At 55.4% G+C, this 14,272-nt stretch carries 11 protein-coding genes, 1 tRNA gene and 3 pseudogenes; 5 read left to right on the forward strand and 10 right to left on the reverse strand.

Going from position 1 to position 14,272, the window contains the following annotated elements:
* Positions 1–243 precede the first annotated feature (243 nt).
* The 3 genes from PHA81_RS19290 (at position 244) to PHA81_RS19300 (ending at position 3,294) form a co-directional block, all read left to right on the forward strand.
* Complete coding sequence (locus PHA81_RS19290) at positions 244–1,587, forward strand: IS4 family transposase (protein WP_273838383.1); 1,344 nt, start codon at positions 244–246, stop codon at positions 1,585–1,587.
* 424 nt (positions 1,588–2,011) lie between these two features.
* On the forward strand, positions 2,012–2,884 hold the full coding sequence (locus tag PHA81_RS19295) for a ParA family protein (RefSeq protein WP_273838364.1): 873 nt from the start codon (positions 2,012–2,014) through the stop codon (positions 2,882–2,884).
* Positions 2,881–3,294: a hypothetical protein gene (locus PHA81_RS19300; protein ID WP_273838367.1), complete on the forward strand. Its 414-nt coding sequence runs from the start codon at positions 2,881–2,883 to the stop codon at positions 3,292–3,294. Before PHA81_RS19295 ends, PHA81_RS19300 begins: the two co-directional genes overlap by 4 nt.
* A gap of 128 nt (positions 3,295–3,422) precedes the next feature.
* On the opposite strand, the gene PHA81_RS19305 is transcribed toward PHA81_RS19300, so the two are convergent.
* The 8 genes and pseudogenes from PHA81_RS19305 to PHA81_RS19340 form a co-directional block, all read right to left on the reverse strand.
* Positions 3,423–3,548: transfer RNA gene (locus PHA81_RS19305), tRNA-Ile, on the reverse strand.
* Between the two features lie 110 nt (positions 3,549–3,658).
* Positions 3,659–4,807: a tyrosine-type recombinase/integrase gene (locus tag PHA81_RS19310; protein WP_273838371.1), complete on the reverse strand. Its 1,149-nt coding sequence runs from the start codon at positions 4,805–4,807 to the stop codon at positions 3,659–3,661.
* A complete protein-coding gene (locus tag PHA81_RS19315; protein ID WP_273838373.1) occupies positions 4,804–5,277 on the reverse strand; it encodes a PIN domain-containing protein in 474 nt (157 codons plus the stop codon). The genes PHA81_RS19310 and PHA81_RS19315 overlap by 4 nt, the downstream gene beginning before the upstream one ends.
* Entirely contained in the window at positions 5,274–5,750 is a 477-nt protein-coding gene (locus PHA81_RS19320; RefSeq protein WP_273838375.1) for a helix-turn-helix domain-containing protein, read from the reverse strand. Before PHA81_RS19320 ends, PHA81_RS19315 begins: the two co-directional genes overlap by 4 nt.
* Before the next feature lie 469 nt (positions 5,751–6,219).
* The gene (locus tag PHA81_RS19325; RefSeq protein ID WP_273838377.1) at positions 6,220–6,396 is read right to left on the reverse strand and encodes a hypothetical protein; all 177 of its coding nucleotides are present in this window, start codon (positions 6,394–6,396) and stop codon (positions 6,220–6,222) included.
* A gap of 903 nt (positions 6,397–7,299) precedes the next feature.
* A pseudogene (locus PHA81_RS19330) lies at positions 7,300–7,476 on the reverse strand (transposase); the annotation flags it as partial.
* Positions 7,477–7,660: 184 nt separating this feature from the next.
* Positions 7,661–8,393: pseudogene (locus tag PHA81_RS19335) on the reverse strand (ISH3 family transposase); the annotation flags it as partial.
* Between the two features lie 192 nt (positions 8,394–8,585).
* Positions 8,586–9,758, reverse strand: a complete 1,173-nt coding sequence (locus PHA81_RS19340) for an ISH3 family transposase (protein ID WP_273838379.1) — start codon at positions 9,756–9,758, stop codon at positions 8,586–8,588.
* A 608-nt stretch (positions 9,759–10,366) separates the two neighbouring features.
* Between PHA81_RS19340 and PHA81_RS19345 the strand changes: the two are divergent.
* Positions 10,367–10,986, forward strand: a pseudogene (locus PHA81_RS19345) (DDE-type integrase/transposase/recombinase); the annotation flags it as partial.
* A 345-nt stretch (positions 10,987–11,331) separates the two neighbouring features.
* Here the strand turns inward: PHA81_RS19345 and PHA81_RS19350 are convergent.
* Both PHA81_RS19350 and glpR read right to left on the reverse strand, forming a co-directional pair.
* The gene (locus tag PHA81_RS19350) at positions 11,332–11,790 is read right to left on the reverse strand and encodes a universal stress protein (RefSeq protein WP_273838380.1); all 459 of its coding nucleotides are present in this window, start codon (positions 11,788–11,790) and stop codon (positions 11,332–11,334) included.
* Positions 11,791–11,935: 145 nt separating this feature from the next.
* Entirely contained in the window at positions 11,936–12,703 is a 768-nt protein-coding gene (gene glpR / locus PHA81_RS19355) for an HTH-type transcriptional regulator GlpR (RefSeq protein WP_273838381.1), read from the reverse strand.
* Between the two features lie 257 nt (positions 12,704–12,960).
* Here glpR and PHA81_RS19360 point away from each other — a divergent pair, with 257 nt between their 5' ends.
* A complete protein-coding gene (locus tag PHA81_RS19360) occupies positions 12,961–13,761 on the forward strand; it encodes a fructose-1,6-bisphosphate aldolase (protein ID WP_273838382.1) in 801 nt (266 codons plus the stop codon).
* Positions 13,762–14,272: the final 511 nt, after the last annotated feature.

Raw genomic sequence — 14,272 nt, forward strand, 5'->3', positions numbered from 1 at the left:
ATCCCGGGTAACACCATCTATCATGCTCTATTCGATTCCCGATCAGAGCCCACGAACCAACGGACGACCGAGTACAGACTATCGCTCTTTCGATGGACAAGTCATATCCCCTTTCCTTATTTGATTGACAAACTCTAAAGATTTTGGAGAGTGGGTCAGGAAGGCATGCGTTCTAGATTAGCGGCGTGTTCTGTCGCTGTCCGCTGATTGGAGACCGTCGGAGCTACCGGAATGAGAGACCCGGTGGAACGTGTGAGCTACGAACCACCGGATTCGGTTGTTGTTGATCGCATCCAAAGAGCGTTTCCCGGCGATGAGTTGCGCGAGCGCGCTCGCGCAACGAATCTCATCCAACGAGAGCGCAAGTTCGATGTTGTCGCACTGTTCTACACCCTCGCGTTCGGCTTCGGTGCCGGCTCTGAGCGTTCCATTCAGGCGTTTTTCGAACGCTACGTCGAGATGGCTGATCTCTCTGAACTCTACTATTCGTCGTTCTACGAATGGTTCTCGCCTGGTTTCGTTGCCCTCCTCCGAGAGATCCTCGATGACGCTATCGAGGATCTCGATCCCGGTCGAAACCAACTCCGCGGCCGTCTCGAACACTTTCGAGATGTCCTCATCCGCGATGCTACATTCATCTCGCTCTACAACGACGCAGCTGATGTGTACAGCCTCCGTGAGGATGTTGCTGGAGCGAAGCTTCATCTCACGGAGTCGCTCTCGACAGGACTTCCGACAGATTGGCGTACTACGGACGGTTCGACCCACGAGAACAGCCAGATACCCACCGGCGAGTGGGTATCTGGCGCACTCGTTCTCTTCGACCTCGGCTTCTACGATTTCTGGCTGTTCGACCGCATTGACGACCACGACGGCTGGTTCGTCTCGCGCGTCAAAGACAACGCCAATTTTGAAATCGTCGAGCAGCTTCAAACACGCCGCGGAAACAGCATCTCGCTCGAAGGCAAGCGGCTGCAGGACGTCCTCGATGACCTGCAGCGCAAGGAGATTGACGTCGATATCGAACTCTCCTTCGACCGCAAGCGAGGGTCGTGCCGGAGCACGACCCGAACGTTCCGTATGGTCGGCCTCCTCAACGAATCCGACGACGAGTACCACCTCTTTCTGACGAATCTCTCCGAAGAGGAGTACAGCGCGCCCGATATCGCACAGCTCTATCGGGCGCGCTGGGCGGTGGAACTTCTATTCAAGGAGTTGAAGTCGCGCTTCGGTCTCGACGAGATCAATACCACTGACCCGTACCTGATCGAGGCGCTGATTCTCATCGCAGCGATCTCGTTGATGATGAGTCGCGTGATCGTCGATGAACTCCAGAAACTCGACGCAGCAGAGCAGGAAAGCGCCGACGACGCCGCGGCGTCGTCGACACGAGTCCCACGTGGTCGGGCTTCGACCATCGTTGAACGCCACTCGCATCTGATTCACCTGTACGTGATGCTGGATTTGGGCTACGATCTGCCCGATTTGGACGCGTTGTTGCTGTGGGCGTCACGTGATCCAAATCCACATCGTCCGAGACTGTACGAACGGGTCGAGTCAGGCGAATTCTGGCAGGAATTCGCCTGACGCTCTCCACGACCGGGAGTGCCCTCTCGACCAGCGACAGCTCTGTCTCGCCGACGCACTCACAGCGGTGAGTGCGCCGCCTCACCCTTCGATGACAACACGCTGGCGTAGGAACAGCCGTCGAGCGACGGAGCAAAACTCGATTTTCGCTGTATCCAGTAACTCACTCGACTGGATGCCGGATCAAGCCGCCACTAAACTAGAACGTATGGTCAGGAAGGCGTATCTTCTGACAGATGAAAGTAGCTTCGGGACGGGTACTGGCATCTTCGGATCGTCCTCACTCGGTGTCGTCGGTTTGGTTCCGCCTCGGCGAATAATTTCGTCGTCTGATGTTTCAGTCCGATGGTGTCCTATGCTTTCCGTCGGTGTACTCCATATCCCGCAGTTTTAAGGATATAGCTTTTCATATATGGATCGACGTATGGATTCCACTATGCGCGCCGCGGCCTTTCTCGATAAAGGCGGGGTCGGGAAGACCACCACTATCGCCCACATCGGCGTTGCGCTGGCCGACGAGGGATACAGTGTATGTCTCCTCGACCTCGCCGGCAAGCAGGGCGACCTCACCAAGCACTTCGGGCTCTGGCAGCAGACACGAGAAGCCGACTCTTGGCCGAACATCACGACCGTCTTCCAAGACGAGTGGGATACGATTGCCGATCAGCTGCCCGAGGCGGTGGATCAACTCGTCATGCCGACCGACGAAGGTCCCGACTTGATACCGGCTCACGAAGGACTCGACGGTCTCGAAAGCCTCCTTGGAAGCATCGATGACCCGGGTGATCGCTACGCGCGGCTTGATCACTTCCTGACGGAGTACCTTAACGAGCGCTACGACGTGATACTGCTCGATCTGCCGGGAAGTACGTCGAACATCGCCTATAACGGATTATGGGCCGCTCGACACGTCATCACCCCGGTCCGTGCGGGGCCGTTCGAGCAGGAACAGATGGCTCAGTTGGAAGCGGACCTCGATGAAATACGCGCAGGCCAGCAGATCGACATCAATCTCGCGCTCTTGCTCATCAATGAGTACGACGAACGCCAGACGATTGACCGCAACCTGTTCGAGCACTTGAGCACCGAGTATGCCGATGTGTTGGCTCCGCAGCAGATACCGAGTTCACAGGACATCACGAACGCCCAGCAGGCAGGTCAGACGATTTTCCAACTAGAGCAGCCGTCGAAGACGGCCCGACGAGCACTTGACGCATATCGAGAGAACGCCCACGAACTCATTGCTCGCACGAATGCACCGGACGAGTCCGAATCCGAACCGGAGGCAGAAGTATGAGTGAGGGTGAAGACGACGGTGACGTTGACCTCGACACGCTCCGCCAGCAGACTGAAACCGGGAGTCGCCTGGAAGTAGACGCTGCGAACGCGGACACGGAGGATGCCGATGCATTCAGACAGGCACTCATCGCCGCACTCGCGGAGCGTCAGGAGGCGGGGACCCAACGGACGGTATCGTTCTGGGACGGTGAACTCGCAGGATTGCTCGACGCGCTCGAATCCGATCCCGAACGGTTGCGGGCGGTGGGTGTCGCGCTCCAAGAAGCGCTCGGACGCGACCCCAATCCCGAGGCGATTGACCGGAGTGAAGTCGTCCAACTTGCCGCTCGCCTTGGGTTCCAAGAGGCCGATCCTGAATTGGTTGAGTCGTGGCGTGAGGCAGTTGGGACCGCGGCGAGACAGCTTTAGGAATCCATATATGGATAGCGAAATGCATTCCGATATGGACACCACCATGCTCTGTGACGACTGTGGTTTGGGACTCGACCTCGACCGCCTACTAAGAGGCTTCGCGTGAATGTAGTGGAGAGTCGTGATGGGCCCTGTCGGATTCGAACCAACGACCACTCGGTTTCTCATAGCACCACGAATCCACGTGGTGGCATAGTGGATCCGTAGGTCCCATTATGTGCCAAGCGCTCTTACCACTGAGCTAAGGGCCCGTAGTCGTCTTGCTGGCGGTCGTTCTGTGGCCCACGGTATAAATTCTCTCTATCGACCATCGTTGGCTGAGTTGTCGTCAGAATCCGCACGCTTCGGCGACGAGGTCCGCTCATTCGTTCTCGAAGACATCGCTGACGTCCTCAGCAAGGTCGCCGGCATCGATGTGCTGGTAGGCCTTCGCGGTCGTCTGCGGATCCTCGTGCCGGAGCGCACGCTGGGCCGCACCGGGTCCACGCTCACGATAGAGGGTATCGCCGAGACCACGGCGTGCACCGTGGGCCTGAAGATAATCGGCGGCCCCTTCGGGATCGATTCCCGCCTCCTCGCACAGTTCTCGCAGGATCCGGCGGACGCTCCGCTTGGTGAGATTCGGGGGCGCGATTTCGTGTTCGCGAAGAACCTCCTCGACATCCTTCTCCTTGAGGAGCGTTTCGACCTCTTTGCCGGCGAGTCCGCGTTCGGAGAGTCCCTCTCGTGCCCGTTGATAGAGCGTAGGAGCATGAGCGGTAGGGAAGACGGGCCACTTGTCAGTTGGCGGTTGCTGGACCGTACGATGTCGATCGAGTGCGCTGCGGGTCTGCCGAGGAAGTTGAGCGTCCTGCCATTCTTGGGTTTTTCCGAGGACGCGCAGGGATCCTCCCTCGAGATCGACATCGTTCCAGAAGAGCCCCTGTCGCCGGTCGTCGCGGGTATCACGAGCGATTTCAGCGGTGCGACAGCCTGAGAATGCGAGCACGCGCACGAGCGCGCGATCACGTACCTCGCCGGTCGCGTCGGAGCCTTTCTCATCGATAGCATCGTGGGCGCGTTTGTCAACAAATCGAAGTAAACGGGTGCGATTTTCAGCCGACCAGAACTGTTGGGTGGTGCGTTCGCCGGAGTCTTGCGGGAGTTCGCTTTTCGCGCGGCGAGCGAGCGCTGGGTTCGTCGTAATGCGCTCGTCCTCGACGCACCATGTGAGGAACCCGCTGATGGTGGCGTAGTAGGTCCGGGCGGAGGCAGGCGTGATTCCCGTCTCTGGATCACTCTCGCGTGCTCGAGCACGCTGGCGGAGTCGTTGGGCGTACCGACGCATGTTCTGACTGTCGAGGTCCTCCAGATCGTCGACACCGCGTCTCTGCAGCCACTCACTCCAGCGACCGAGTACGTTCTCGGCGAGCGCGCGGTAGTTTCCCGAATCATTGCCCTTCTGCTTGGCGTCGAGGAACGCCTCGACAGCACTGTCAAAATCGATACCTCGCTCTGGATCGGCATTCATAGCACTGTGAGGGGATCGCTCAGGGTGACTTGATCAGCGACATTCTGGCGTTTCGTGATTTCTCGAACCGTTTCACGAAGCTTTCTATCGGCGGTAACCAGTGTAACGGCCTCGTTCTGGGCGAGCTCGGTGACGAGTGCGGGGATGTACTGATCGGCCTTGACGTCGTGTTCTGGGAGTGAGTCATTGGCGATGCGGCGGCGTGCTTCGTCGATCACGTCGCTGTATGCTTCATAGTCCGGGTTGCGAAGCACGAGATATCCCTCGTCGATGAGCTCCTGAATGGCCTGAGCCGCGGCTCGATGATTTTCTGGGGCGTCTTCTGCATTGAGTACGTCATCGACGAGTTCCTGTTTGACTGATCGGGGGAGGACAAGCTTCGCGTCGGTTTCGACGGCAGCGTGAACGCGCTCTGGAAACGCCCGCCCATGCATGATGACAGCGTTCGCGTCGAGAACGATGACACTCATCGGTCGAAGAGTTCGAGTTCGGCAGCGAGACGAAGGAAGTCCGCGTGAGTCATTTCAAGAGCTGCGCTGGCTTCGCGGTAGGTGAGGTCGCCCGCGTCGACGCGCTCCCAGATGTCGAGGACTTCTTCAACGATTCCATCACCATACTCTGCGAGCATGTAATCGACCGTCTCGGATTCAGCCGCGACAGCTGTGGAGATCGCGTCCAACGAGAGATGGATATCGAAATCGACAGGGGAGTAGACTGCGGGCTTGCCCTTCTCTCGATAGAGTAACCCTGCCTCGGCGAGGTCGCGACAGTACTCGTGGGCAGTGGTATGGGGAAACCCGAACTCGTCTTTGAGGTCGGTTACAGGGAATTCGCCGTGTTCAGCGGCGTAACCGAGGATGTCGAGCTTTCGGTCATTGGCTAATTGCTCGAAGACAGAGTGGAGCCGTTTCCGGGAGAGGGGCGTGTTGTCGGTTGTGCTCATTCTATTCTCACGTATATACGAAGTTTCTGAATACGCCTAACTCTTTCGCCTGGCTTCTGCTCGCAACGAGGGGACCGTTTTCGGTAATTGTGGCTAAAACCTCGAGAAGCGCTGTCCTGAGTCGGATGCATGATCTGTGCTTCACCGAGGGCGCGGGGATGCATAAATCCACGTCGGTTTATCTGGTTAAGCGGACGTAGGCGGTTGAGATGGAAAATCGCCATAGTGCGGTCGAATTCACACTATTATACTGTATAACGCTATACGGAAATCCTGATTTTGGAAGATGAGACTATAGCGGGTATAGAGGGGCTAGAATTCGCGGTCTTGGAGGAATAGTAGATTTCGGTCGCCGCCAAATCAGACTCGATCGGCCGATTCGTGTTGATTATTTGGCTAGAAGTGCGCCTGAGAGATACGTTGGGTAGAGCTGTCGCTCAGCCTCGCTGCTTCCGGCCCAACAGATGGTCTATCCGACTCCGGTTCGCTTCTGCAACAGCGTGAGTGTATTTTGCGCCGTCACCACCGGCGAGCGCTCGTAACTCTGGTCGTACAGTGGCGTCGTATCGTAGGCAGGCCACCGGGCGTACGCCGCCGCCGCGATCGTTCGGAAGACCTCGCATCGAGACGCCTGTGTCGGTATCATCAGTTGATGCAGAACGTGTCATCACTAAGGGCGTCTTGTCTGAGGCTGATTTTATCGCTGGGCATAAGTGCTGACCACCGAACCTGATTTAACCCTGAGCCGCTTCATTTCAAAGAAGAATGCCAAGGACTGATCACGATACGGAGAAGGACCCCGACGCGACTGACAGTTCCTCCACAGACGAAGGACCAGAAACCCACAGTCATGATGAACGGCTTGAACTACTGGAATCGGAGTATCGATGGCCTGTGAGTGAAACGTACCGGACACTGCTCTGGATGGAGCGCCCCGCAAGCCCATCAGAAATCACAGCAGAAGCAACAGAACGACTTAGTGAACAACAGATATGCACCGCGATTGAGAAACTGGAAAACGAAGACTTCATCCAATCGTCCGCTTCAGCAGGACGAGAACCAAAGCGAGTCTGGTTTTCCGAAGACGACTGCTCTACTACCGTGAGTAATTAGGCCAACTCACCAAAGAATTCGATTTTCACCAGACGGTAGGTTGGAACGTGGTCTTGCTGTTCGTGCGCGAATGTAATCCCGGAAACAATGCAAATTTTATCCTATTCAACGTTACGAATGGCAACCTCCAGAATGTCATGAGGATGTGATTGAAGACGATCTGCTGATCGGTGTCTCTATTTCAGCAGTACCAACGAGCCCTGTCTATGCATTGAAAGCGCCGGTCTCAACTTCCACTCAGGGTGCTGCTGCGAATTCCCCGAAATCTATGCACGAGAGAGGCGCTATATCGTAAATCATCGCTGCTGTCTGGCCCGGATCGGGCATCCGCAACTGCCACTCACTCCGCTGAGTGGCAGTTGCACGACCCTTTCAGAGCGAAATCAAGTGGATTGAGCAGTGATGCCTCTACTGAAGGGCGAACCCGGCGCGGGTTCTACAGGAGTGCTACCAACCTCCTCTGGAGGAAGCCACGAAACCGCGGGGCGATGACCCGCGGTTTCGTGCGGAATTCGACTACACCGAGCGAGAGCTGGACCAGGAGATCGACCAGCAACCACATGTCGTACAGCAGCATCGCAAACCCGAAGTGGAACAACCGCACTGCGTAGTCTCAGTACCTCACAAAGCACGCCAGTTGACTACTTCTGAGACGTGAATTTGGTGGAGAAATCGGTACGAGCAACTGTTGAGGGGATATTCAGCACCAAGGACATCGAATCTGTCGCAGTCGGCGGCGTTCCGCCGCCGACGCGACGGTGTTGCCACTCACCGAGCGGACGGTCCCGGTCGGTGGATTACCGCTTGAAGCGGTCGTCCGGTGGCTTGTTCGCGGGGACGGCGCGACGCACAGCGAGCGCCGTCTCCGCTGCCCGCCGTACCATCCCGAGGAACTCGTCGAAGCGCCACGACCAGAGGCGTCGCCACATACTCCCAGTGGAGATACCGCCACGCATTCTGGAGCAGGAAGCTGATCAGCACGTACAGAAACCGTACCGCCGGATTCTGTGTCGTCGTATTCGCTACGCTTCGTTCGGATAGACGGTAGGACGACTCGACTCCGAACCGTCGGCTGTAGTACTTCCGAGCCTGACGTGGAGTCTCGATGAACGGCGCGTCGACGGCGTAGCCGTGACGCGCCACACCTTCTTCGTCATACTTCCCTTGCTGGTACGTACAGTCGATATAGACCGGGAAATCGACGGTCCACGTGTGACCGTCGATTTCCCCTTGGAGGTTGTGATCGATCACGCGGCTCCAGCCCTGACTCAGTTCGTTCTGGATCGCTTCGCCCCACTTCACGATGGGCATGACGTACGCGTAGTTGTGGGCGGCCAGCAGCGTCAAACAGTACGTATCGTAGAACTCGCGATCGAGATAGACGGCCTTGACCCGGAGGTCAAGGCCTTCGAGCACGCCGAGCAGTTCCGCGAGGATCGAGCTGGCGGTGTCGCCGTCGGTAAGACGGCGCACCGCCAGCGTGTAGCGTTTGTTGCGCACCCGCGCGTAGAGCGTGGCGTAGCCGTGGAACGTCGGTAGTTCCCAATTGAAATCTCAACCTCTCCTCTGAATCGATGAGCTGTCGAAGTGGACCTCACAGTAGACCGATTGACTGGAGCTCAGAAACGACGCTGCGTACTCAACGCTGCCCAGCATCGGCTCTTCACGAGCCCAGCCGACAGCTGGTGCTCACGAAGGGCACCCCCGAGGCCGCGGGCTGGCTCAGCCCGCGGCCGAAGTGTACGCATCCGGTACGCCAACTCCGTTCATTTCGATCCTCCACCGACGCTCCAAGTCCTGCTCCAGTGCGTATCGGATCCAGTCGCAAAACACCGAGAACGTGAACTCTTCGGGCAGGTCGCGCCCGCCCCGACGCGGGCGGGCGACGACCGCCCATCGTAGCACCAACCACAGGTTTTCCAGCAGGAAGCCTACCACCACGAACGCAAACCGCACGATTGGATCTTGCGTCGACGTTACCGCTCGTACACTCCGAAACAGCCGATAGCTGGATTCGATCGCTGACCGTTTGCGATAGCAGTGTTCGATCTGTGCGGGCGTGCGATCGCCCAGATCGCACGCCGCGTACCCTCGAACCACTTCGCCGTGCTTGCCACGATCGCCGTTCTGATACGAGACTGAAACCGCGAGCGGGAATCGGAGTTCCCGCTCGCTATCCTTGTACATCCGGTAGGTCGTCATGTACGATTTGTGCGTCTCAAGCTTCTCTTCGAGCCGGTCGCCTTTCTCGGCGACCGGCACGACTGTCGCAGCGATCTCTCGTGAGCGGCGGATGACGCGTTCGTTGTAGAAGCCGGAATCAGCCAGCAACAGTTCGATCTCGAAGGGATAGGCCTCGACGCGGTCGAGGACGCGCTCGACCGCGTCGGCCTGCTTCTCGTCACTGCGGACGTAGGTCATCGCGAGCGTGATCGGTTTGCCGTTCGAGACGAGGTAAGCAGTGCAGTAGCGGTGGCAGGTAGTGGTGCCGTCTTTGGGACTCATTCGACAGAGTTCGCCTTCCTCGTCGAGATGAACGCCATGATAGGGATTGTTGACGAAATCGATGGAGACGATCCTCGACCGCTCGGGGTCGAGGATCGTCATGGCCAACTGCATGAACAGGAGGTTAGCGGCGAACTCGAGCCAGCCTCGATCGAGAGTGTGGAGCCAGTCGAAGACGGTATCGTCGCAGGGAGCCTCGTGGTTCTCGGCGCAGACCTCTCGAATAGAGGTCTGATTGACGCTGGCGAGGATAACGACGGCCCAGATGACGCCAGGATCGAGGGCTCGCCCCTCGATCCCTGGCAGGGGAAACTCTCCGATTACATCCGCCGCTACACCTTTGACGTCCCACGCTGAAAGGAACCCGTCTGGTTGGGGTAATTCCAGCACATCCACTCAACCAGACATCTATTCCAATCAGACCGACGCTTTAGCTCCGCCCCTCAACTCGATTGGGAATTACTGAAGTTGCTCAAGCATTCCGCCGAGAGCAGCGCGTTCATTGGTTGTACACGACTGCTGTCAACGGGATATATTAACCTCCGTGATCTCAATTCCGCTGTGCTACAGAAGAGCGACTCAGGTAGAGGCACTGCACTTTGTAAGGTACTGATACTGGTGATTCTCCCGAGACAGCGAAGAGTGGAATCCGTGTATTGGAATCAGCCTTCACAATCGCTGCATCACTTGATCGACAGTTACTGGATGCTAGTGGCACCAACACCAATACGACAGCATTGACCGACAAATCAGTAACACAGATAGCCTTGTTACAGAGCGCGAACTGGAACACCAGTCTCCGTCTCGCGACTGATTTCCTGGACATTATGTTCCTTTGAGAGTAACAGACCGAATAGTCACTCATGGTAATATGCACTAAAAACGGACAGAAATAATCATAGTCGTTATTAGTTTCTCCCGAAACTATTTCCTGCAAAACATGTATCTGGACCTGCCGTCTCTTAATTTGGGGCGATCAGGCTGAAGAGTTGGTGATCATGCCACTCAGAGACCTGTTCGATGGAGTGTTAAGACCGGTAGATAGTGACCTTTGGGACCAAGAGCGGACGACGCCCATTAGCGCGTTCGCCGTTCGACTCTATTCAGTAGGACTTTCACTCCGTGAGACCACAGCGATTCTTGATCTCCTCGGCGTTGATCGTTCGCACGGAAGGTCTGGGAGTGGACTCACTGCCCCGCAGATACCCAGAATGACCCACCGCGGAGTGCTCCGTGGCGGGTTTGCCGTCGACGAGACGGCGATTCAAGTCGGCACGAAATGGAGGTGGTGCTACACCACGATAAACCTCGATTCGATGGTTGCGTTGTACATCGAGATCTTCAGCCGCCGCGGGACCGATCCGGCAACAGCATCGCTTCCTCGCCTCTCAAAGCATCACGATCTTTCCGGAATCCGAATTTCTGGTAGATAGGTTCGGTGGGGTACAGCGGTCGGAACCACATCAAGCTGTGATTCCAGACACTCAGTCAGCGGACGGATCGCCTACATGCGACGTGGAACAGCGGTTCAGCCAGCACTCGCCGCTGACTCCGACAGTTCCTTCACTACTATAATACGCAACGCCCGCATCAAGCGCTCAACGGCCGTATTCCGGCAATAGTAGCTCAACTAAACAGCGCCTATCCCAGTTGGCCATATAGTTGGTGTCACGTGCAATCGGTTGACCTCCCGATTTCTAATTGTTGCTCAGCAATAAAAACTATATAAGATGATCAGAAATGATCGAGAGTGCTCAAAACCACCCAGAAACGACTGAGAAAAGCCCCGTTAGGGGGATCCTACCCGACTCTGCCTGTAATGTTCCGACACCTGGAAGTGATGCAACTCAGATCTCCTTTAACATCCGACCGCAGGTAGATTGGCCCTCTATATGACAACCGCCGAAAAATCAACTATGAGTGCGATCGTGATGATAAAACCAAACGCACATCTACGAATATTTTAATCTAATTCAACTGTGACCCTACCATCAAAATTCAGTAGGAGGGACTGAACAAAGTCGCCAAAGACCGCTTTTCCGGTCGGGGAACGCTGTTCGCCAACCACAAAGAGATGATCACAGCTGTTGTTTTCTGCAGTCCTTATCACACTTCCTGAGTGACGATTTTCCGGCACAATAGAACAAGTCGTCTCATATTGTACCTCCAAGCCATGGAACTGCTCTTCTGCAACTCCCTCCAAGAAACGATAGATAGAATCAATCGCGTCCCTGCTAGCTGGACCAGGGATATCACCTTCCCCAGCTGATGATGCGACCGTTGTAGCTTCTGAAACATCGGACTGGGTGGCCTCCGCATACAAAACAAGTTCTGCTTCTTCGCACGATGCAAATTTACCCGCTTCGTGGACCATCGCTCGGCTGTTTTCACTATCTTCGACGACCACTAATGCCCGTTCCATAGATCTGATGTTCTTCCGCTCCTATATAAAACTTCTTCGTACTTGGCAGTTCAGGTTTCCCAGAGCGGAACTACGGTCACTCAGATTGTGATGGTTCGCTTGCCGTACATCGATTTAGGTTTCTCTTCTTACCCCATACAGCGGATTAATCGGAAGTATTTTCGATCAAATCTGTGTCGGAGAATAACTCGCGGAATTCATCTGGGACACGTTCATTGGTTATCAGTAAGTCAATATCACTTATCGATCCGAATTGACGGAAGCTCTGCTCCCCAAATTTATCAGTAGTGGTTACAATTACAGACCGCGTCGAATTTTCAATCACTGAGCGTTTGAGGGTGGCCTCGGCTTCGTTGGGTGTTGAAAGCTCTCCATTGAGATTGATACCATTAACTCCTAGAAAGGCAAGATCGAAATTCGAGGCACGAACGAATTCGTCGGTTGTTGGACCGATCAGTGCCTTAGTTTCATCTCGAAATTCACCCCCGGTCAGCATGACTTTGCTATTGTTCTGGCTTAGTATAGGAGTTAGGAGTGGAGAATTTGTTACAGCGATGAAAGGGAGATCAATAGATGACCCTTCTCTTGCGACCTGCATTGTCGTGGTACCTGCATCGAAGTAGACGATTTGTTCTTCCTGTATTTCTTCGATAGCTCGGGTGGCAATTGCCTGTTTCTGGTCGAGTTGTTGAACAACCCGTCTTTCGAATGATGGCTCAAGACCACTGTTAGTTATAGGGACAGCTCCACCGTGGGTACGCTCTAAGAGATCACGATCTGCAAGTTCACGGAGGTCCCGACGTATGGTTGACTCCGAAACAGAAACCTCTTGAGCCAATTCTTCGACCGAAAGTCCATCACGCTGAGCGACCAACTCCACCACATTTCGATGTCGCTCCTTTGGACTACTCATGGTATCTCAGCTCATGAGAATCCCACCCGCCGTCTCGTTTGCTTGTCATGGATGGGGTTTGATCGTAGAATAATATAATCTCTTCGTCGATAGTGGAGGTAAATCAGGCCCGTCAGAACGTAGTCAAGCTATGGTGGCCTTATTATTCGCGCGTGCGTGATGCGTAACAGGAGGTGGAAGGTCTCTACAGCCATGGGACTAGATCAAAGAAGGGCAATCGTTTTGAGGACTGGAGTAGATTAACGGACTGAGAACAGATGAGCGAACCCCAAATGTTCAACACTCGATCCGGCAACGCCGTTATTGTTGCACTAGACCACGGACTCAGTCTTGGTGCACCAGAAGGTTTCAAAACACCAGAAGAGACGCTTGATAAGGTCTTAGAAGGAGATCCCGATGGCGTGGTTGTGGGACCACACTTTGCTCGCCACTACAAAGAGCGACTGAAGGCTGCTGACGCGGACTTGGTTCTTACTGCAGATGTAGTCACTTGGTCAACCAGTCCAGGTAGGGATCATGGGAGTGACCTCTGGACACCGGCATTCAACACCGAGCTTCTGCAGGATCTTTCTCCCTCTGGGGTGAAAATTGTACTCGTGTTCGGCAGAGATGATGAGGAGACTTTCCGCCGCAACATCGAATACGTGTCTCACCTTTCGGAGGAGCTTCGTGGAACCGGTATTCCACTGGTAGTCGAGCCAGTTATGTGGGGGGAGCGAATTCCCGATGGACTGGAAACCGATTCGGAATACGTCGCTGATGCTCTCCGAATGGGTTGGGAATTTGGAGCCGATATTTTGAAAGCACCGTACACTGGAAGTGTCGATACGTTCGAACCAATTGTCTCCAATTCACCCGTACCTGTGATGATCTTAGGCGGTCCCGCATCCGGGAGCACTAAGGCAATGCTTGAGACCGTTGAGGGTGCAATAGAAGCCGGCGCCCGCGGCCTCATGATCGGCCGAACGATCTGGAAGTCCGATAACCCGACCCAAACGGTTGCCGCACTCCGGCAAGTGGTCCATGAAGGAGCCACAGTAAACGACATCTGGAATTAAGTTACCTTTCCGACAGTACCGCAAGAATCATTCGTTTCTCAACTCAGCGACCTGAGAGTATCATCCCAACCTGTAATTTGAGACAGACGTTCGCGATCTCAGGTGTACACCAAGCATGAACATCGCGAAAACACTCCATCCGAGGGTGTCAAGGCTTGAGCGTCGCATTGTGGAGCGTAGCGAAGGCAGTGAGCCGCGATCTGGTGGAGTGAGTCGTGCTTTGGTAGGGAAATCGGTGCCAGAAGCGTCTGGTTCGGTACTTGAATAGGCGGAACTATGCTTCGATGAGTGAGCGATTTCCCCACGTTTCACGTTCGAACTCGCAATCTAACAGATCTAGCGGCCAGTCATACCACGGGCCGCGGTCGGCCCGCACCAGCAGGCGACCGCGGCACCGCGCGAGGACGTCTTCGAGAAACAGCAATGTATCGAGACTCAGTACCTCACAATGCTCTCAAACTAACTCCTTCTGAGACGTGAACTCGGAGGAGATGGTGATGTCGAGCAGTTG

Origin of the sequence: Halococcus sp. PRR34, assembly GCF_028617175.1 — an archaeon.
In the GTDB taxonomy this organism is placed as follows: Archaea; Halobacteriota; Halobacteria; order Halobacteriales; family Halococcaceae; genus Halococcus; species Halococcus salifodinae.

Excerpts from the sequence above, each read along its gene's own strand:
- PHA81_RS19295 (WP_273838364.1), top strand. The coding sequence starts at position 2,012 with ATGGATTCCACTATGCGCGCCGCGGCCTTTCTCGATAAAGGCGGGGTC.
- PHA81_RS19300 (WP_273838367.1), top strand. The coding sequence starts at position 2,881 with ATGAGTGAGGGTGAAGACGACGGTGACGTTGACCTCGACACGCTCCGC.
- PHA81_RS19310 (WP_273838371.1), bottom strand. The coding sequence starts at position 4,807 with ATGAATGCCGATCCAGAGCGAGGTATCGATTTTGACAGTGCTGTCGAG.
- PHA81_RS19315 (WP_273838373.1), bottom strand. The coding sequence starts at position 5,277 with ATGAGTGTCATCGTTCTCGACGCGAACGCTGTCATCATGCATGGGCGG.
- PHA81_RS19320 (WP_273838375.1), bottom strand. The coding sequence starts at position 5,750 with ATGAGCACAACCGACAACACGCCCCTCTCCCGGAAACGGCTCCACTCT.
- PHA81_RS19325 (WP_273838377.1), bottom strand. The coding sequence starts at position 6,396 with ATGATACCGACACAGGCGTCTCGATGCGAGGTCTTCCGAACGATCGCG.
- PHA81_RS19350 (WP_273838380.1), bottom strand. The coding sequence starts at position 11,790 with ATGGAACGGGCATTAGTGGTCGTCGAAGATAGTGAAAACAGCCGAGCG.
- glpR (WP_273838381.1), bottom strand. The coding sequence starts at position 12,703 with ATGAGTAGTCCAAAGGAGCGACATCGAAATGTGGTGGAGTTGGTCGCT.
- PHA81_RS19360 (WP_273838382.1), top strand. The coding sequence starts at position 12,961 with ATGAGCGAACCCCAAATGTTCAACACTCGATCCGGCAACGCCGTTATT.